Origin of the sequence: Enhygromyxa salina (assembly GCF_002994635.1) — a bacterium.
In the GTDB taxonomy this organism is placed as follows: domain Bacteria; phylum Myxococcota_A; class Polyangia; order Nannocystales; family Nannocystaceae; genus Plesiocystis; species Plesiocystis salina_B.
Window position 1 is genome coordinate 1 of record NZ_PVNL01000106.1, and the last position, 18,809, is coordinate 18,809.

Annotated in this window: 18 protein-coding genes; 12 read left to right on the forward strand and 6 right to left on the reverse strand. The window is 69.3% G+C overall.

Annotation, left to right across the window (positions count from 1 at the left end):
- Both ENSA7_RS26150 and ENSA7_RS26155 read left to right on the forward strand, forming a co-directional pair.
- A partial coding sequence (locus tag ENSA7_RS26150) for an AI-2E family transporter (protein WP_106092078.1) occupies nucleotides 1–1,074 on the forward strand: 1,074 nt, incomplete at its 5' end.
- Between the two features lie 51 nt (nucleotides 1,075–1,125).
- Entirely contained in the window at nucleotides 1,126–2,511 is a 1,386-nt protein-coding gene (locus tag ENSA7_RS26155; protein WP_181234118.1) for a TlpA family protein disulfide reductase, read from the forward strand.
- Nucleotides 2,512–2,582: 71 nt separating this feature from the next.
- Here the strand turns inward: ENSA7_RS26155 and ENSA7_RS26160 are convergent, their stop codons facing one another.
- On the reverse strand, nucleotides 2,583–4,142 hold the full coding sequence (locus tag ENSA7_RS26160; RefSeq protein ID WP_146158142.1) for a c-type cytochrome: 1,560 nt from the start codon (nucleotides 4,140–4,142) through the stop codon (nucleotides 2,583–2,585).
- Nucleotides 4,143–4,228: 86 nt separating this feature from the next.
- Here ENSA7_RS26160 and ENSA7_RS26165 point away from each other — a divergent pair, with 86 nt between their 5' ends.
- Together ENSA7_RS26165 and ENSA7_RS26170 are read left to right on the forward strand one after the other, a co-directional pair.
- Complete coding sequence (locus ENSA7_RS26165; RefSeq protein WP_106092081.1) at nucleotides 4,229–5,368, forward strand: hypothetical protein; 1,140 nt, start codon at nucleotides 4,229–4,231, stop codon at nucleotides 5,366–5,368.
- Between the two features lie 97 nt (nucleotides 5,369–5,465).
- Complete coding sequence (locus ENSA7_RS26170; protein ID WP_106092121.1) at nucleotides 5,466–6,713, forward strand: type II toxin-antitoxin system HipA family toxin; 1,248 nt, start codon at nucleotides 5,466–5,468, stop codon at nucleotides 6,711–6,713.
- 316 nt (nucleotides 6,714–7,029) lie between these two features.
- On the opposite strand, the gene ENSA7_RS26175 is transcribed toward ENSA7_RS26170, so the two are convergent.
- From ENSA7_RS26175 to ENSA7_RS42495, 3 genes are read right to left on the reverse strand one after another with little or no spacing between them, the layout of a single operon-like run.
- Entirely contained in the window at nucleotides 7,030–7,905 is an 876-nt protein-coding gene (locus ENSA7_RS26175; protein ID WP_106092082.1) for a shikimate dehydrogenase family protein, read from the reverse strand.
- Nucleotides 7,902–9,332, reverse strand: coding sequence for an exodeoxyribonuclease VII large subunit (gene xseA / locus ENSA7_RS26180; RefSeq protein WP_146158143.1), 1,431 nt, complete (start codon nucleotides 9,330–9,332; stop codon nucleotides 7,902–7,904). The genes ENSA7_RS26175 and xseA overlap by 4 nt, the downstream gene beginning before the upstream one ends.
- A 16-nt stretch (nucleotides 9,333–9,348) precedes the next feature.
- Nucleotides 9,349–9,558, reverse strand: a complete 210-nt coding sequence (locus ENSA7_RS42495) for a SlyX family protein (protein ID WP_181234119.1) — start codon at nucleotides 9,556–9,558, stop codon at nucleotides 9,349–9,351.
- A 45-nt stretch (nucleotides 9,559–9,603) separates the two neighbouring features.
- Here ENSA7_RS42495 and ENSA7_RS26185 point away from each other — a divergent pair, with 45 nt between their 5' ends.
- Entirely contained in the window at nucleotides 9,604–10,644 is a 1,041-nt protein-coding gene (locus ENSA7_RS26185) for a hypothetical protein (RefSeq protein WP_146158145.1), read from the forward strand.
- An 11-nt stretch (nucleotides 10,645–10,655) separates the two neighbouring features.
- On the opposite strand, the gene ENSA7_RS26190 is transcribed toward ENSA7_RS26185, so the two are convergent.
- Nucleotides 10,656–11,225 (reverse strand): helix-turn-helix domain-containing protein, encoded by a 570-nt coding sequence (locus ENSA7_RS26190; protein ID WP_106092085.1) that lies wholly within the window; start codon nucleotides 11,223–11,225, stop codon nucleotides 10,656–10,658.
- A 103-nt stretch (nucleotides 11,226–11,328) separates the two neighbouring features.
- Here ENSA7_RS26190 and ENSA7_RS26195 point away from each other — a divergent pair, with 103 nt between their 5' ends.
- The 7 genes from ENSA7_RS26195 (at nucleotide 11,329) to ENSA7_RS26220 (ending at nucleotide 17,500) form a co-directional block, all read left to right on the forward strand.
- The gene (locus ENSA7_RS26195; RefSeq protein WP_106092086.1) at nucleotides 11,329–12,282 is read left to right on the forward strand and encodes a proline racemase family protein; all 954 of its coding nucleotides are present in this window, start codon (nucleotides 11,329–11,331) and stop codon (nucleotides 12,280–12,282) included.
- Entirely contained in the window at nucleotides 12,279–13,430 is a 1,152-nt protein-coding gene (locus ENSA7_RS26200; RefSeq protein ID WP_106092087.1) for an NAD(P)/FAD-dependent oxidoreductase, read from the forward strand. Before ENSA7_RS26195 ends, ENSA7_RS26200 begins: the two co-directional genes overlap by 4 nt.
- A 13-nt stretch (nucleotides 13,431–13,443) precedes the next feature.
- Complete coding sequence (locus ENSA7_RS26205) at nucleotides 13,444–14,358, forward strand: dihydrodipicolinate synthase family protein (protein ID WP_106092122.1); 915 nt, start codon at nucleotides 13,444–13,446, stop codon at nucleotides 14,356–14,358.
- Complete coding sequence (locus ENSA7_RS26210) at nucleotides 14,355–15,941, forward strand: aldehyde dehydrogenase (NADP(+)) (RefSeq protein ID WP_106092088.1); 1,587 nt, start codon at nucleotides 14,355–14,357, stop codon at nucleotides 15,939–15,941. The genes ENSA7_RS26205 and ENSA7_RS26210 overlap by 4 nt, the downstream gene beginning before the upstream one ends.
- Before the next feature lie 136 nt (nucleotides 15,942–16,077).
- Nucleotides 16,078–16,905 carry a hypothetical protein gene (locus tag ENSA7_RS44175; RefSeq protein WP_181234120.1) on the forward strand — a complete coding sequence of 276 codons (828 nt, stop codon included), beginning with the start codon at nucleotides 16,078–16,080 and terminating at the stop codon, nucleotides 16,903–16,905.
- A gap of 122 nt (nucleotides 16,906–17,027) precedes the next feature.
- Complete coding sequence (locus ENSA7_RS45450) at nucleotides 17,028–17,201, forward strand: hypothetical protein (protein ID WP_244923913.1); 174 nt, start codon at nucleotides 17,028–17,030, stop codon at nucleotides 17,199–17,201.
- Entirely contained in the window at nucleotides 17,180–17,500 is a 321-nt protein-coding gene (locus ENSA7_RS26220) for a Uma2 family endonuclease (RefSeq protein WP_342352844.1), read from the forward strand. The genes ENSA7_RS45450 and ENSA7_RS26220 overlap by 22 nt, the downstream gene beginning before the upstream one ends.
- Before the next feature lie 94 nt (nucleotides 17,501–17,594).
- On the opposite strand, the gene ENSA7_RS26225 is transcribed toward ENSA7_RS26220, so the two are convergent.
- A complete protein-coding gene (locus ENSA7_RS26225; RefSeq protein WP_106092090.1) occupies nucleotides 17,595–18,752 on the reverse strand; it encodes a vWA domain-containing protein in 1,158 nt (385 codons plus the stop codon).
- Between the last annotated feature and the right edge of the window lie 57 nt (nucleotides 18,753–18,809).

Consider the following 18,809-nt stretch of genomic DNA (forward strand, 5'->3'; position numbering starts at 1 on the left):
GAGGACGCCGCCGCCACCGCCACCGCCACCGAGCTCTCGCGCGCGCAGCAGCGCCGATTCCTGCGCTTGGTCATGATCGCAGTCGCCGTCGTAGCGTTCGCCTCGGTCATCCTGGTCCTCGTCGGCCTCGCATGGACAGCCATCCTCACAATATTCGGCGGCGTCCTCATCGGCGTCCTCCTAGACGGCATCGCCCAAAAGATCGCCGACTGGACCCGAATGCCCCGACTCTTGGCCCTCGCGCTGGTGCTTCTCGCGATGCTCGGCGCCACGATCGGCGTCCTCATCTGGATTGGACCAGCCCTCGCGGAGCACTTCGAGGGCCTACGCCAACAGATCACAATCACCTGGCAAGCCTTGCGCTCGTGGCTGCAGGCCCGCACATGGGGCTCACGCCTCTACGCGGAGCTATCCAACATGGAGATCCAGTCCTTGCTCACCCCCCGCTTCGGCGGGTTCCTGAGCACCACAGTCGGCACGATCGGTGCGCTACTCCTCATCGCAGTATTCGGCCTCTACTTCGCCGTTGACCCTACCTTGTACCTCCGCGGCACCGCCCGCCTGTTCCCGCCGGATCGCCGCGATCGAGTACTCGATCTGTTCCGCGCGATCGGGCGGGCGCTACGCAGCTGGTTCGTCGGGCGGTTCCTCTCCATGGTCGTCGTCGGCGCAGGCACGGCGATCGGTCTGTGGGCAGTCGGTGTCCCGCTCGCGCTGCCGCTGGGCATCCTCGCTGGGGTGCTCTCGTTCGTGCCCAACCTCGGACCCATGATCTCCGCGGTCCCGGGCGTGCTCGTGGGCCTGTCGGTCGATCCTCGCACAGCCCTGTGGGCGCTGCTGGTCTACGTCGGCGTGCAGATCATCGAGTCCTACGTGATCACCCCGCTCATTCAGCAACGGGTCGTGTCGATGCCGCCCGCGCTGTTGTTGGCGTTTCAGCTGCTCATGGGTCTGTCCGGCGGTATCATCGGCTTGTTCATGGCAACACCCTTGCTAGTTGCGATCGTCGTCGTCGTGCAGTCGCTATATTTGCGCGACGCCCTCCACGACGATGTCCGCGTGATCGGCGAGTGACCGCCCAACTTTGCGACGGTGTCTGGCGCGCGTAGTACTCTCATGCGAGTGATGAACAGGAGCCTCTCGGCGGCGGCGGCGGCGGTTGCAATGGTGGCGCTAGCGCTCGGGTGCTCCCGCGCCGATCCGTCACCGAGCGCCAGGCGCAGTGACCAGCTGCGCCCGGCCGCTGCCCAACCCACGCACCTCGACGCGCGGCTGCTCAACGCCGACGGCCAGCCGATCGCGAATGTCGAACTCGGCGTCCTCGGCGAGCGCTCGCAGACCACGGATACAGCCGGCCGCGTCACGCTCGAGCTCTCGCCGTGGCGAGCCGCGGCCCCGGTGGTGTACCTCCGCGCGACGCTCCCTGGCGGCGACAACCTGCCCGCCACGGTCCCACGCGAGGCGTTTGCCGGCGCTTTAACGCTGCAGCTCCCCGCCGGCACCAATTCCGACAGGCCCCTCGCGATCGCCCAAGCCAGGCCGAATCCACAGGTGCAGGCATGGTTCGACGTCGCCGCCTGGCAAGCCGCCCGCCGCGAGCGCTGGAACAGCGCGAGCGAACCTCGAGCCAAGCTCGCTGTCTGGGCTCAGGTCGCGGCCGAGATCGATTCCACGAGCGACCCTCACGTCCGGGCGCTCATGATCGCGGCTCAGTTTGCGATCGGCACGGCAGATCCAGGCGCCGGCCTGACCCGCGAGGCCGCGGCCGCCCAGGCGCTCGACGAGCTCGATCTCGCTGACCCCCGCTGGGCGATCTGGGCCCCTTCGCTGCCAACCGCCGCGTTCGAGTCGGGCCGCTGGGAGACCCTCGACCAGCTCGATGATCAGATCCGCGTCCACCCCCAACCCGAGGTCGCGGCCCTCATCACGCTCGAGCGCTACGGCTGGGCGATCCGCGAGGCTCGCTGGGATCAGGCCACGGCGATCTGGGCTCGATGGAAAGGTCGGCCAGAGCTACACGCGACCGTCTACGGCCCGATCGTCGAGTCCCTCGGTCCCACGCGGCGCCTCGCGCCCGGCCGCATGCTACCGGAGCTGTGCGTGGACGCGCTCGACCAAAACGGCCGCCTGTGCACCACAGACTTCCACGGCCTGACGGTGCTCGAGCTCTACGCGATCTGGTGCGAAGGCTGCCGCAAGTCGTTCCCCGAGCTGGCCGCCACGGTGGCTGCGTTCGAGCACACCAAGCCCGCGCCGCAGCTCGTCACGATCGAGGTCTACAATGACCGTGAGCAAGTCCGAGCCTTCCTGGCCGAAGCACCGACACCCGGTCGCCACGGGTGGGTCGACGAGGGCCAGCGCGAGGCCGTCCGCAGCGAGCTCGGGCTGCACAGCGTGCCCACGATGCTACTCGTGGGCCCCGACGGACGGATCCTCGAGAGCAGCCCTCAGCTGCGCGCTGATAACCTCGAGCGCCGCATCCGTCACTGGCAGACGACCCTCGGACAATAGCCGAAGCGCGCGCACCCCATTCACAGCGTCCGCAGATTCACAGCGTTCGCAGATTCACAGCGTCCGCAGATTCACAGCGTCCGCAGATACTCGAGCACGGCCGCCCGCTCCGCGTCGCTGAGGTGATCGCCAAAGGTGTGGCCGCCGTTGCCATGGCCGAGGATCGTGGTGTCGTAGATGTGCTTGGCCTCGTCGGGTGCCGCGCCCGCCTGTCCGTGGTCGAGCTCCATCCAGCGCCAGCCGAGCTGGTCTTGATCGTAGTTGCTGCTGTCGTAGTTGACGCGCCGCCAGTAGGTGGGGCGCTCGCTCGAATTCAACAACAGCTCGAGCGTGGGGACCGAGCCGTTGTGCAAGAATGGCGCGGTCGCCCAGATCCCATCGAGCGGTGGCGCGGCGTAGCCAATGAACGGATCCGTGGCGGTGAGCTGCGTGACGGTGCCGTACCACGACGAATTGTACCACTCGATCATCTCGCCGATCTCACCGAGCGCGGCCTGACCAAGCAAGGGATCGGTGCCAACGAGGTCGAGCGGGATCAGCAGATTGGGAAAGGTCTCGGCGTCGGGGTCTTGATCGTAGGTCCCGTGACAGCCGGCGCAGCTGCACTCGAACAGCTCGCGGCCCTGCTCGGCCAGCGCTTTGTCGGTCGCCCATGGGTACGTGGGGGGCTCGAGTGTCTCGAGGTAGGCGACGATGTCAGCGAAATAGTCGAACATCTGAGTCGCCTGGGCGGCGCTGTCAATGCACAGCGAGGACGCGAACATCATGGTCCCGCGGTGGTCGCCCCGCGACATGCCATTGTAGAAGTGCCCGGCCTTCTTCTCGACCCGCCACAGTGGCGGCGGGTCGACTGGGACCAGCGGTGGATCGATCGGGACCAGCTGCTCGTCGGACCACTCGAGCGTGAACGGGTTTCGGTGCGAGGCGAGGATCACCGCGACGTCGTCGGCGGGGTTGGTGCCGATCGTGTAGGTCTTGATGTGGGGTCCCAGGGCCTCGTAGCGGCCGACGAATTTGTTGATCTCGTGTCCAGCGTCGGTCCACTCGGGCAGCGGCGGCAGCACGCTCAACAGGGCGCCGAGATCCTGGGTGAAGTCGGCGTCGTGGCGCCCGAGGCCGATGACGAGCTCGCCGTTGAGCTGTCCGGCGTGGCAGGTCAAGCAGTTCATGGCCGCGAGCTCGGTGCCGCCCTCGGACACGACCAAGTTCCAGTTGTAGGGCAGGGTCGCCGCCTTGCCGTCGCGCCACGGCAGCGGCTGGCCGTCGGCGTAGGTGCCCAACAGGCCCTTGCCGAGCATGAACATGTCGTAGGGGACGCCGCAGCTGACGTAGTCCTCGTGGAGCAGGGCCCACTCGCCGGCCGTGGGATCTCCGTTGAGCTCGGGCGGGTCGGGGATCGCCCAGCCCAGATCCCACGGGCCAGGCGCGCCGAGGCAGCTCGGCTCTCCGGTCTCGCCCTCGCCCTCGCCCGCGCCCTCGCTCTCGTCCTCACCCTCGTCGGACTCCGCGTCGGTGACGTCGCTGGTGCCCGTGTCCGAGCCGCTGGCGGGGACCCGCTGATCCGCGCAGCCAAGCGCCACGACGCTCGTGAGCAACAAGGCTGGTAGCGAGTGCTCAGGTGTGTGTCCCATGGCACCAGGGTACAGGCCGCGAGGTCGGGTGTCAGCCACATCAGGGTGGCATCGCGGGTCGAGCCATTGCGTGCCAAACTCGCGCGATGCGACGCGACGTCACGCTCACTGGAATTTTGCTGCTCGTGGCCGCGTGCGGTGACAGCACGACCTCCGCCGATGCTTCGACCGAATCTGGCACGGAGACAGAGACGACGAGCGACGGGAGCGGGACCGAGTCGGGGACCGACCAAGGCGACGGCGACGGCGACGGTGATGGAGATGGCGACGGCGACGGCGACGGCGACGGCGATCCTGGTGACGGTGACGGCGACGGTGATGGTGATGGTGATGGTGATGGCGACGGTGACGGCGACGGTGACGGCGACGGTGACGGCGATGGAGATGGCGATGGCGACGGCGACGGCGATCCAGTCGACCCGCTGTGGAGCAGTCCCAACCTCTGGTACTCGCTAGAGCAGCGCCTGAATTACATCGAGATCAACCCCGCCGACGGAACCGTGACGCAGCTGGTCAGCAGCACGATCACCACCCCGCTGATTGACGGCTTCTCTGGCATCACCATGCTCGAGGATGGATCACTCCTGATCTCGCGCGTAGCCCCGATGGTCGGCACGCAGATCATCCATATCGCCGAGCCGCCGACCGAAGCGAGCATGATCGAGGTTCAAGTCCTGGGCATGGTCCCGGATAACCTGCTAATTGAAGCGCTCTACACCGACTGTCAGGGCCTGGTGTACTTGATGGACAGCGGCGTGGACCTGAGTGACGCCACCGGCAATCGACTGTTGCGCTTTACCGGCGACTACGTCGCTGGCGAGCTGGACTACGAAGTCATCACCGATCTGCAGATGGCCCAGATCGCGGACATTGACGACCTCGGGCCCGGGATCGACGACATGGGCGAGATCACCGACGGCGTCGGCTTTGCGATCGACTCTGGGGCGGTCTATGAGTTCGACTACAACACTGGCACCGGATCGTTGATCGGGATGGGCGGAACCTGGGGCAGCCACGCGCTGGGTGGGCCGCTGTTCGACGACGACACGGCGCGGCTGTACTTGCTGGACCTCGACTCGCAGCTGTTCGAGGCGGACCCGCTGGACCTGAGCCTGTCCGGCGTGCTGGTGGCCGGGCCGCCCGCGGTCGGCGATCATCCCGCAGGGTGGAGCGGACTGACGGGGCCGCTGACCGAGTGCGAGTCGACGCTGCCGGATCCGCAGTAGCTCGGATCGCGGGGCGCTTCAACGCGAATGTTCAGCGTTGGTCAAGTGGGGGCGATGCGTTCAAGATCCTCCTACAAGCGCAGGAACGACGCGAATGATGACCACATCTGATCAGATCTCCATCGAGGTATGGGCTGACTGGGAGGGCGCGCCGCGGTCCCGGGTTGGCGCGCTGTCGGCCGCGCAGGTGAGCGGGGAAGAGGTGCTCTCGTTCGAGTATGACCAGCAGTGGGTCGAGAGCGAGCAAGTCGACGACCCGTGGTTGGCCGCGTACACGGGGCACGAGTGCGGCGCGTTGCTGGACTCCAGCCCCGACCGCTGGGGGCGGATGTTGCTCGAGCGGAGCGAAGCCCAGCTCGCCCGCGAGCAGGGGCGTCCGCGCCGAAAGCTGTCGGAGTCCGACTACCTGCTCGGCGTGTACGACGGGCATCGAATGGGCGCCCTGCGCTTCCGGTTGTCGCCCGAGGGCCCCTTCTTGGACGACAACGTGGAGCTCGCGTCGCCGCCCTGGATTGCGCTGCGCGAGCTCGAGCAGGCGAGCCAGTGCCTCGAGCGAGCCGGCGCGGAAGCTAGCACCGACTACCCGCGGTGGCTCACCATGCTGCTGGCATCCGGCCGCTCGCTGGGCGGGGCGCGACCGAAGGCGAGCGTCGTCGACCACAACGGTCGGCTTCACATCGCCAAATTCCCCAGTCATGACGATGTGGTCGACGTTGGCGCATGGGAGGGCGTGGCGCACGAGCTCGCCAACCGTGCCGGCGTCACGGTCTCACCCTCGGCGTCTGCGCGATTTGCCAGTCAGCACCACACCTTCATCACGCGAAGGTTCGACCGGACACGCGGCGGACAACGTCGTCACTTCGCGTCGGCCATGGCGCTGCTGCAGCGCACCGAACGCGGCGCGCCCGGTGAGGCGAGCTACCTCGAATTGGCCGAGGTCCTCAAGCGCTCAGGCGCCAATCCAAGCGAGGATCTCGAGGAGCTGTGGCGGCGGATTGTGCTGTTCGTGTGTATCTCCAATGTCGAGGATCACCTGCGCAATCATGGGTTCTTGCTGACGGACGCAGGCTGGCGCCTGGCGCCGGCGTACGACATCAACCCGGTCGCCGGGGGCGAGGGGCTGAGCCTCAACATCTCGGCGACCGACAACACGCAGGATCTGCAGCTGGTGCGGGAGGTCGCCGAGCTATTTGGGATTCGTCGGCGTCGCGCAGATCAGATCATCGAGTTGGTGACCGCGGTCGCGCGAGGCTGGCGCCAGGTCGCGACGGCGCGGCGGATCCCGCGGGCGGAGCAGAACCAGATGGTCCGGGCGTTTCGGGTTGCCGAGTGCGCGCGAGCGTGAGTGGATGTTCAACTCGGATCATTGCTGCCGGGCGCGTCGACGTCGGACCGCGGCCTCGATCAGGAGTAGAACACCGACCGCCGCTCCGACCACCAACCCGGTCAGCAGCGGAGATCCAGCAACGCCGCCCGCGAGACCGAACACCGCCGTCATTGCCGTACAAGATTGCGTGGCTCAGCACGCCAACATGCTACCTGCGAAGATCGTGGAGGCACGCCCGTGGTTTGCCGCAGCGTGTTCGCGTGTGGCGAGGTGTGTCGGAAAACTTCGCCGCAGCTACAGTGACACCGCTACAGTGACACGGCGGAACGAAGACTCATCGATCTGCGCGGACGATCCCCAGCGCTTCCTGCATGCGTTCGATCGCGTGATCCGGCAGCGCCAGGTCTAGCCACAGCTCCAGCGCCCGAACCCCCTGCCACAGCAACATCGGCAGGCCATCCTGAACCGCGAACCCAGCCGCCTGCGCGCGCTCGAGCAGGCCGCCGACCGGCCGCGGGTAGACGATGTCGATCACCCGCGCCCCCGCGTCGAGCTCGCCAAGATCGAGCTCGACCGGGAACTCCCGCGGACCCCCGGCGAGGCCGACGATCGTCGTATTGACCAACAGCTCACCGCGCGGCGCCCCCAGCTGCTCCCAGCTCAGCGGCCGCACGCGGGCCCGGGCGCTGGGCTCGGTCGGCAGCGCGATGCGCTCGGGCCTGCGACTGACCCAGGTCAGCTCCAGCTGCTCGAACGCGCCCAGCAGCGCGTCGACGACCGCGAGCGAGGCCCCGCCTGCGCCCAGGATCGTGGCGTGCCGCGGGCTCGAGCCCGGGAGCTGGTCGAGCGCGTCGAGGAATCCGCGGGCGTCGGTGTTGTGCCCGTGGATCTCGATCGCGCCCGTGTTCGCGCGCGGCACGAAGCACAGGGTATTGACGGCGCCGATCCGCTCGACGGTCTCCGATCGCACATCACACAGATCCAGCGCGGCCTGCTTGTGGGGGAGCGTGAGGTTGACGCCGCCAAACCCGAGCGCCGCCGCGCCACGCACGGCCTCGCCGAGCCCCCCGGCGCCGACGTGAAATGGCAAGTAGCAGTGTGGCAATGCGAGCGCTTTGAACGCGGCGGCGTGCATGATCGGCGAGCGCGAGTGCCCAATGGGATCACCGAATACGCCAAAGCACCGAGGCAGGGCCTGCGGCGAGCTCAAGCGGGATCCTCGATACCGGTGACCGTGACGTCGAGCTCCCCGCGCTGTAGCTGCAGCCGCAGCGAGTCCCCGAGATCGACCTGGCTCGCGTCACGGATCAGCGCCCCGGATGAATCCCGCGCGAGCGCATATCCACGCCCGAGCACGGCCAGAGGGGACAGCGCGTCGAGCTTGCCGGCCGCCCGCGCGAGCCGGGGTCGCAGCCCGGCCGTCAGCCCCTTGCCCGCCCGCATCAGCCGGCGCTCGAGCTCGTGCAGGCGCTTGCGCTCGGCGGCGATCCGGACCCGCGGGTGCACGGCTCGCAGTCGCTCAGCGAGCTCGCGGTGGCGCCGACGCGAGGCGCCGACCGACCCACGCATGCTGACCGTCAGCCGCCGCTGGGCCCCGCCTAGCTGCTGGCGCTCGCGTCGGACCCAGCTCTGGCCCCAGCGCTCGAGCCGGCTGGACATTCCGTGTAGGCGCGCGCCCAGATCCAGGGTTCGGCGCTCGAGGTTGCGGAGCAGCCGGCGCTCGCGATCGGCGAAGCGCTCGAGCAGCGCCGCGCGATCGGGGACGACCAGCTCGCCGGCCTGTGACGGGGTCGCGGCCCGGCGATCGGCGACGAGATCGCACAGGGTCACATCGACCTCGTGGCCGACGGCCGACACGATCGGGATCGGACACATCGCGATCGCGCGGGTCAGCCCCTCGTGGTTGAACGCCCACAGATCCTCGAGCGAGCCGCCGCCGCGCCCAATGATGATCACGTCGACCCCCGGCGCCCGCTGCAGGCGGCGGAGCGCGACGGTGAGCTCGTGGGGCGCCTCGGGACCCTGGACCTTGGCGGGCGACAGCAGCACGGGCGTGGGCATGCGCCGCCGGATGACCTTGATGATGTCGTGGACGGCGGCGCCGGTCGGGCTGGTCACGACCCCGACGACGCGCGGCCAGGCCGGAAGCGGCCGCTTGCGCTCGCTCGCAAACAGACCCTCGGCGGCGAGCTTTTGCTTGAGCTGCTCGAGCGCGAGGGTCATCTCGCCGAGCCCGGCTGGCTCGGCCCGCTCGGCGTAGAACTGAAACCGACCCTGCGCGGCGTAGATGCCCATGCGCCCGAACACGCGCAGGCGCTGACCCTCATCGATGCGAAACCGCAGGCGCCGGACGCTGGTCGCCCACATCGCGAGGGGCAGGGCGGCGGCGCCGTCCTTGAGCGTGAAGTAGACGTGGCCGCTGCGGGCCACGACCAGGTTGGAGACCTCGCCCTCGACCCAGATCGCGGAGACGCCCCGCTCGATCACCTGGTTGGCGAGCTCGACCGCCTCGCGGACGCTGAACACCCGCGGGCGCTGGGGCGCTTGCCGGCCACGCCCAGGTGGACCGGGCGGACCAGGCGGATCGCCGTGACCACCGGGCGGGCGCTTGCCAAACGGGATGCCACGCTGGGCCATGCGGCCGGTTGTAGCATCAATCGTCGGCGACGAGATCGAGCTGGCCGACCAGCTCGGCGACGCGCCGCTCGAGCTGGGCCAGGCGGCGACCCTGTTCACGCAGGACCTCGTCGAGATCGTCGCTGGTCTGGCGGCGGAACGCGGCGTCGATCTCGAGCTCGGTGATGCGCCGTTCATGCTGCTCGACCTGCTCGCGCAGGGCGTCGTGCTCGGTGTCGTCAGGCATGGCGCGAGTGTGCATGGATCCAGCGGGCGATGGTAGCGTGGCCCGGTGACACCCAGGCCCGAGCGACTGTGCATGCAGCTCTTGATCCTTGGTGTGTGTGTCGGCACCGTGACCGGGTGCGAGCGAGCTACCCCGGTGTCGCCAACGGCCGCGCCGAAGCTCGCGCCGATCCCCGAGCAGACGCACCAGGCCGAGCACGAGCCGGAGCCGGAGCCGGAGCCGGAGCTCGCGCCCTTGGATGACGAGACCCAGCTGCACGCGCTCGCGCTCGCGTGCGAAGGCGCTGCGCTGCGCGAGCAGCTCGCCGCCCGCACGCCCGCGCAGCTCGACAGCCTCGCCGACACCGCGCCACCGAGCGTGGCCATGCTGGCCGCGTGGGAGCGCGGGCGCAGCTTTGACGCCAGTGGTGTGCTCGCCCGAGCCAGCGTCGATCGCCTGGCGCAGCAGATCGAGGCCCAGCTCGACCTCGCGCCGCCGCGTTGGTGGCTCGAGCAGCTGGCCAGCGCCCGCCTGCGCGAGGGTGACGAGTCGGGTCCCCCGTACTACGACATCGGGCTGAGCGAGCACGCAGATCGCCGCGGCGCGTGGGCGCAGGGGCCCGGCGGGCTGCGGGTTCGCCCGGGCGCGGCGATGGTCCTGTCGGCGGCCAAGGGCACGCTGAGCTTTGATCTGAGCATGGGTCGGGTCCAGCTCGGCCCGCTGCCCACCGATCCCGGCGCCGCGCTCGAGCTGGCGCGGGCCAGGGGCGGCACGACGATCTACTACGCGACCTTCGCCCCCGGGTCCGGTGGGTTTCGGTTTCCGCTGCGGGCGATCGACTCGGACTCGAGCGTGCGCTGGGAGGCCGAGGTCTGCGGTCCCGATCGGAAGGTGCTCGGCGGGCTCGGCTACCTCGCCGTCGAGATCATCGTGATCGAGTCGCCGCCGTCCGATCCAGACTCGCGCGCGCTCCCGGGCCGCGCGGCCACGGTCACCGGGATCGCGGTGTTCTCCGCGGAGAGCCACGGCGTCGCGCTGGACGTGTTCGACCCGAACACCGGCGCCCGCACGCTCGCGTGGTCTTCGGACTTCTGGTTTGCCCGCTGAGCGAGGCCTCTCTACCCACCCGGCGACACCCGCGAGCGATCGACCACCAGCAACAGCCGGGTCGGCGCGTCGCTGGGGTTGATGTACTCGGTCGTGGACTGCGGCCCATACGAGATCGAGTCGCCGAGCTCGAGGGTGTGGACCTCGCCGCCGAGCACGATCTGCGCGCGGCCTTCGAGCACGGTGATCAGCTCGACCACGCCCGCTCGGTTCGGGCCCATCTGCCCCGAGGAGCGGTGCGGCGGCAGCTCGTACCAGGCGATCTCGAGGTCGAGCAGGTCGGGTCGCAGACCGTGACGGACCACGTTGGTGTCGGGGTCGAGCAGGGTCCGCCGGTCGCTCGCGCGCACCAGCGACACGCTCTGTTGCTCGCTGTCGTCGAGCAGGTCGGTCAGCGAGCAGCCGAGCGACAGGGCGATCTGATAGGCCAGCTTGACCGTGGGGTTCTTGCGGGCGCGCTCGACCTCCGAGAGCATCGTGCTGCTGACCCCGCTGGCCTGCGCGAGCGCGTCGAGGCTGAGCCCGAGCGCCTGGCGGCGGCGGCGGATGTTGGGGCCGATGTTGCTGGACGGGTCGACCATCTCGCAGATGATCTCATACGCTATAGCGTTGACGTGGGTCAAGTGTGCATCTAGGGTCTCGTTGCTCCTGGACCTTCGCCAGGGTGATTCGCTAAAGCGTCTGATGAGCGTGCCCGTCCCATCGATCGGTTTCGTCGACAGCCACACCGAGGGCGAGCCGACGCGAGTCTTGCTCGACGGGTTGCCCGAGCTGCGCGGCGCCACGATCCGCGCGCGGGCGAGTGCGCTCGAGACCGACTACCCGGGTCTGCGGGCGGCGTTGATCGATGAGCCCCGCGGCTGTGCGGCGATGGTCGGGGCGCTGTTGGTCCCGCCGTGCGAGTCGAGCTCGGCCGCGGCGGCAGTGTTCGTCAACAACGTCGGGCAGCTGCCGATGTGTGTGCACGCCTGCGTCGGCATCGCGCGCACGCTGGTGCACTGCGGGCGGATGCCGGATCAGCCGTGGGGGCGCACGCTGGTGCTCGAGACCGTGGCGGGCGAGGTCGGGCTCGAGCTCGAGGCCGACGGCTACGTCGCCGTGCGAAACGTGCCCAGCTACCGGCTCCACCGCGGCGTGGAGCTGTCGACCAGCCGCGGGATCGTTCGCGGCGATGTTGCGTGGGGCGGCAACTGGTTCCTGATCGTCGAGGACTCGCCGGTCGCGGTCGCGGCCGAGCAGCTGGCCAGCTTGCACGCGTTCACTCGTGAGCTGCGCGCGGCGCTGGAGCTCGCGGGCGTTCGAGGCGACGACGGAGCGCCGATCGATCACGTGCAGCTGTGCGGCCCGAGTGAGCTCGCAGACTCGCGCAACTTCGTGCTGTGTCCGGGCGGTGAGCACGATCGCTCGGCGTGTGGGACGGGGACCAGCGCGCGCCTGGCCTGCCTGTACGCCGACGGCCGGCTCGCGCTCGGGCAGCGCTGGCGGCAGCAGAGCATCACCGGCAGCGTGTTCATTGGCAGCATCGACGAGCTCGACGCGAGCGGGCGGCCGCAGCCGACGATCCGCGGGCGCGCGTGGGTGACCGCGGAGGGCCGCTTGCTGTTCGACCCGCGTGATCCGCTGGGAGGGCTGGCGTGAGCGGAGGATCGGTCGTGGTGATCGGGGCGGGGATCGTTGGCGCCGCGTGTGCGCTGTGGCTGGCCCGCGCCGGCTCGCGCGTGCGGGTGCTCGAGCGGGACAGCCCCGGGGTGGGCGCGACCGCGGACGGGATGGGCCACTTGCTGGTGCTCGATCACGATCCCACCACGCTCGCGCTCACCCGCCGCAGCCTCGAGCTGTGGCACGCGCTCGCGCCCTCGCTCCCGCGCGAGGCCGAGTGGGGTGGGGCGGGCACGCTGTGGCTGGCCGAGGACGACGATCAGCTCGACCACGCCCGCGCCCGCCTCGAGCCGCTGAGCGCGAGCGGGTGGGCGGCCGAGCTGGTGAGCGCCGGGCAGCTGCGCGCGCTCGAGCCCTGCGTGGCGCCGAGCTTGGCTGGTGCGCTGCGGGTGCCAGGCGATCGGATCGTGTACCCGCCCGTGGTCGCCGCGTGGATGCTGACCCAAGCGCAGGCGCTGGGGGCGGAGCTGACCCAGCGAGCACCGGTCGATCGGATCGAGCGCGTCGGGTCGGGCGAGCGGATCTGGCTGGCCGACGGCGGCGCGATCACGGCGGAGCACGTGGTCGTGGCGGCGGGGCTCAGGGCCGCCCCGCTGCTCGCCGAGCACGGCCTTGCCCACGCGATCACGCCGCGGCGGGGGCACCTGCTGATCACCACCGCGACCGATCTCGACCTGCGTCACCAGCTGATCGAGCTCGGCTACCACGACAGCGTCGCGACCCGCGGCGAGACCAGCGTGGCCTTCAACCTGCAGCCGCGCGCGACCGGGCAGGTTCTGTTGGGCTCCTCGCGCCACGACGGCGACGACGATCGCAGCGTGGATCGGGGCGTGCTCGCCCGCATGGTCGCGCGCGCCCGCGGGTTCGTCCCTGGGCTGGATCGTCAGCTGGCCCTGCGGACCTGGGTTGGCCTGCGTCCGGCGACCGCGGACGGGCTGCCGTTGATCGGGCCGCTCCCCGATCGACCCTCGCTGCTGCTCGCGTGCGGTCACGAGGGCCTGGGCATCACGACCTCCCTCGCCACGGCGGAGCTCATCGTCGCGGGCTTGACCGGCGCAGCCACGACGCTCGACCCGCTGCCACTCTCTCCCGCCCGGCTGATCTCAGCCGCGGCGCTCCACGCATGAACAGGTGACCATGATGAACTTCCAAGGCGTGATGCCTGCCATTACCACCCCCTTCGATCCGGCTGGCGCGGTCGACCACGCGTTCGTGGATCGCCACGCCGCCTGGCTCGTCGACCACGGGACCACCGGGATCATCGCGCTGGGCTCGCTCGGCGAGGGCGCGACGCTGCTCGTCGACGAGAAGCTCGAGCTGCTGCGGACGTTGATCGGGGCCGTCGGCGAGCGGGTGCCTGTCGTCGCGTCGATCTCGGCGCTCTCGACCGCCGAGGCGTGCTCGCTCGCGCGCGAGGCCGAGCGCGTGGGTTGTCGCGGCCTGATGGTGCTGCCGCCGTATGTTCACAAGGGTCCGTGGGCGGAGATTCGCGACCACTTTGACGCGGTGATCCGCGCCTCGTCGCTGCCCTGCATGCTCTACAACAACCCGATCGCGTACGGCGTGGATCTGCTGCCGGACCAGGTCGCCGAGCTCGCTGCGGCGCATGCACAGGTCGTGGCGATCAAAGAGTCGAGCGGGGATCTACGCCGGATCACGGCGGTTCGGGCGTTGCTCGGTGATCGCCTGAACATCTTGGCCGGGCTCGACGACATGGCGCTCGAGGCCGCGCGACTGGGCGCGGATGGCTGGGTCGCCGGGCTGGTCAACGCGCTGCCGGCCGAGTCGGTCGCGCTGTTCGAGCTTGGGCGCAGTGAAGCACCTGCGGACTGGGCCCAGGCGTTCGAGCTATACCGGTGGTTTCTGCCGCTGCTGCGCCTGGATTGTCAGCCCGACTTCGTGCAACAGATCAAGCTGGTGCAGGCGCGCGAGCAGATCGGCAGTGAGCGCGTGCGGGCGCCCCGGAGGCCGCTGGAGGGGGCGGTCCGCGAGCGCAGCTTGGCGCTGATTGACCAGCGACTCGCCGATGGCGTGCGGCCGGAGCTGGGGCTATGACGCTGCACGGCCACCACTTGATCGGCCTCGAGCGGCGACGTGACGGCGCGGCGGACCATCGCGCGGTCGCGGCCGCGACCGGCGAGGCGCTCGAGCCTGCGTACGCGAACGCCCGCGCCGAGGAGCTCGACGCGGCCCTGCACCTGGCCACCCAAGCCCACGCCCAGGCGCCGCTGTCGGCCGAGCGACGCGCTGCGTTTCTCGAGGCGATTGCCACCGAGATCGAAGCGATCGGTGACGCGCTGATCGAGCGCGCGATGGTCGAGACCGGGCTGCCGCAGGCCCGTCTGATCGGTGAGCGCGGCCGCACGGTCGGGCAGCTGCGCATGTTCGCGGAGCTGGTCCGCGAGGGCAGCTGGGTCGGAGCGCGCATCGATCGTGCGCTGCCCGATCGCAAGCCGTTTCCGCGGCCACAGCTCGGTCGGATGCTGGTCCCGATCGGGCCGGTGGCGATCTTTGGCGCGGGTAATTTCCCGCTCGCGTTCTCGGTCGCGGGCGGCGACACGGCCTCGGCGGTGGCGGCTGGCTGTCCGGTCGTCGTCAAGGCGCACCCCAGCCACCCCGGCACCAGCGAGCTGGTCGGCGAGGCGATCGCAGCAGCCGTGCGCGCGAGCGGTCTGCACCCGGGCAGCTTCGCTTTGGTTCATGGTCACGATCACGCGGTTGGCCAGCTGCTGGTCAGGCACCCGCTGACCCGGGCCGTGGGGTTCACGGGCTCGCTGCGGGGTGGTCGTGCGCTGGTCGAGGCCGCCGCGGCGCGGGCGTGCCCGATCCCCGTGTTCGCGGAGATGGGCAGCATCAACCCGGTGTTCGTGTTGCCGTCCGCGCTCGCGACTCGCAGCTCGGCGCTCGCGGTCGGCGTCGCGGGCTCGCTGACCATGGGCGTCGGTCAGTTCTGCACCAACCCCGGGGTGATCTTGGTGCCCGACGGTGAGGCTGGCGATCGCTTCGTCGCGGCGCTCACGGTCGCGCTGGCCGACGTCGGGCCCGGCGTGATGTTGGATCCGCGGATCCTCGCGGGCTACGAGGCGGGCGTCTCCCGGCGGGCTGCCGCTGCGGGCATTGTTCGGCTGAGCACGCCCAGGCCCGAAGCCGGCCGTGCGCAGGCCGAGCTGTTCACGATCGACGCGGAAAATTTCATCGCCCAGCCAGCGCTGCATGAAGAGCTGTTTGGGCCGGCGGGGTTGATCGTGCGCTATCGCGACGACGACGAGCTCGTGGGTCTCGCGACCAGCTTCGAGGGCCAGCTCAGCGCGACGATTCACGTCGATGAAGCCGACGCTGCGGATCTGCAGCTGGCGGCCCGGCTGATCCACGCGCTGCGCGATCGCGTCGGCCGGCTGCTGTTCAATGGGTTCCCGACCGGCGTCGAGGTCTCGCCCGCGATGCAGCACGGTGGTCCGTGGCCGGCCAGCAGCGACGCCCGCACGACCTCGGTCGGGACCGCGGCGCTCGAGCGATTCGCTCGGCCGATCTGTTTTCAGGATCTACCCGACGCGCTGCTGCCACCCGAATTGCAAGCCGCGAACCCGCGCGGGCTGTTGCGGATCGTCGACGGTCACCCAACTCGGGCGCCGCTTTGACGTGATCCAGCCTACGCGCGGGGCTGTGCGCGACACGGAAACGGTCGAGCTGCAGGGGCGGGTACCCGTCCGGGGGCGGGGCGAGTGCGCAATTTGGGGGTATGACGGCGTGTCCCGGACTGTGTACGCTGTCCGCATGCGTTACGGATCTTCGATCGTCTGTGCTTGTCTGGTGCTGGGCACCGGCTGTGGTTTCGACGCGACCGGTGCGGGAGACTCGCCCGAGGCCGCCGACGACACCGGGGGTGATGGCGATGGCGACCCCGGCGACGGTGATCCCGGCGATGGCGACGGTGATTCGGGCGACGGGGACGGCGACCCGGGCGATGGCGACGGCGACACCGGAGACGGGGACGGCGACACCGGAGACGGGGACGGCGACACCGGGGACGGGGACGGCGACACCGGGGACGGCGACGGCGACACCGGGGACGGCGACGGCGATCCCGATCCCTGCGCCGGCTTCACGTATCAAACGCTCATGCTCGCGTCGCACGGCGAGACCGAGCTGCCGATGGACATCTATGGCGACCCGAATCAGAACCCAGGCGTCTTCGCGCAGTCGCAGGAGGAGGGGGCGGGCACGATCACCTGGACCTTCGAGCTCGTGTGTCCGGCCGAGGTGGTGATCTGGGGCCTGGTTTGGGACTCGAAGCCGGGCATAGAGGGGAACGACCCCGACTCGTTCTGGGTCCGCGTCGACGGCGAAGACCCGGAGCACAAGTGGGTCTACGGCTGCCATACCGAGAACATCCAGAGCAACTGGAGCTACCAGCCCGTCAGCCACAACCAGGGAACGGACTTCTGCATGGTCGAGGACCTGAGCTGGAATCTGGCTGCGGGCATGCACACCCTGCGGTTTCGCAATCGTGAGTTCTCTGCGACGGCAGTAGACGCCGCCGCGGTGGGTCGGGTGCTGGTGACCACCGACATGAACTACGTCCCGACCCTGCAAAATGACTGAGGCGAGTCAGCGCAGGAGCGGGCAGCGAAGCGCTGGCCGCCGCGAGCTGCTCGTTCAACTTGGCGTGGTCGTTCCGAACCACCTGCAGCGATCCACCGAGCCGCATCCCGCTCGAGCACTTCATGTCTGACAAGCGAACCCTCGAGTTCAACGCGTTGCCCGAGCAATGTCGGCGCCGCTTCGTCGCGTCGATCAACCAGACCGGCGAGCCCAAGCCGCTCTACTTCAACGAGGCGCCCACCGCCGCCGGGGGCCTGCGCGGAATGTTGTTCGCCTGCGAGCTCGCAGTGAGCTGACGGACGAACGAGGAGACACGCTGCTCAACCCCGTGGTCATTGTCGAGGTGCTCAGCGACAGCACCGAAGCCTATGATCGCGGAAAAAAATTCGAGCACTACCGACAGATCGCTAGCGTGCAGCACTACGTGCTCGTGTCTCAGAACCAGGCGCTCGTCGAGTTCTACACGCGCCAGGGCGACGGGCTCTGGTCACTCGCCGATCGGCGGCTCGGTGACGCCGTGGTGCTGTCGGCGATCGGCTGTGAGATCAGCGTCGGGGACATCTATCGGCGGGTGTTCGAGGTTGCGTCGAAATAGCGTGATCGCGCCGGCCGATGCTTCGCTCAATGTGTTCTTCGCTCCCCAAGCCTGTGAAGGTTCGGGGTAGAAGTCTCCCAGACGGTTGAGCCGATCACTCGACGGGGACGGTGTCGCAGCCGAACAGGATGTCGACGGATGCCTGGGTCGCGTTCTGCGTGCGGGTGCAGGTCTCGGGGCAGATGCGGATCGACTGCGGGTCGGTCGCGTCGGGCAGGTAGAACCACCCGTCGCCGCCGTTGCACGCGGCCTCGTTGTCGACGTAGTAGACGCTCTCGGGCTGGCCATCGAGCAGCAGCTCGACGTTGACCTTGTTGGGGTCGAAGGTATCGCCCTCGGGCGGATCGGGGATGTCCCACTCACAGGCGAGCGGCAGGTTCTGCTGGACCGACTGCGCGATCTGATTGAACACGGGGCCGAACTGTTGATCACACAGATCACCCGCGACGCCGCCCGTGAGCGCGACGAGGTCCAGGTACACGTCGCCGGCCTCTTCGGACAGCGGTACGAACGACAGGCAGCAGCTGGCCCCCAGGAAGCAGTCGCCCACGTCCGGGGCCTCGAACGCCACGATCGCGTGAAAGAAGTAGTTGGCGTAGTCGGGGTTGAGCGCCTTGAAGGCCGCGTCGAAGCTGGCGGCGTCCATGTTGGAGTTGTCGTCGCTGACGACGACCAGGTGCTTGACCGAGTCTGGCCGGATCGAGGTCGACCACAGCTGCTCGGTCGAGAGGATCTTGTCGAGCGCGTTGGTGCTGCCGACGCTCTCGACGACGTGGAGGTACTCGGGCAGCTTGGTGTCGGCGGGGCACGAGCCGCTGCCCAGCGGCACGCCGATGCAGGGCCCGTCGGGCGAGGACTCGGCGACCAGGACCACGTGGTGATCGATGTTGGCCAAGAAGATCTGGGTGGAGAACATGTTCATGTTCTGCTGCACGAAGTTCTTCTCGTCGGACATCGACCCCGAGGTGTCGATCACGAACACGATGTCGACCGGCGCGAACTGATTTTGCGCCTGCTCGCTGACCGCCGCGCACTCGTCCCCGGTGTCACCGTCGCCGTCGCCCTGCTGCATGTCGAGCAGCGGGCCGGTCGTGGTGGAGGGATCGCCGTCGCCGTCGCCGTCGCCGGTGGTGTCGGCGTCGCCGACCGTGAATACGCCAGTGGTGCTGCCGACCGGGCGGCCTTCTTCACCCCCGCAGGCGCCGAGCAGCAGGCCCGAGACAATCAGCGTCCGTCGTAGTCCAGGTTGCATGGGCAGAGGATACCGGTTTAGCGCCGCGCAAGCAGGCCTTTGGGTGGGGGTTCGCGT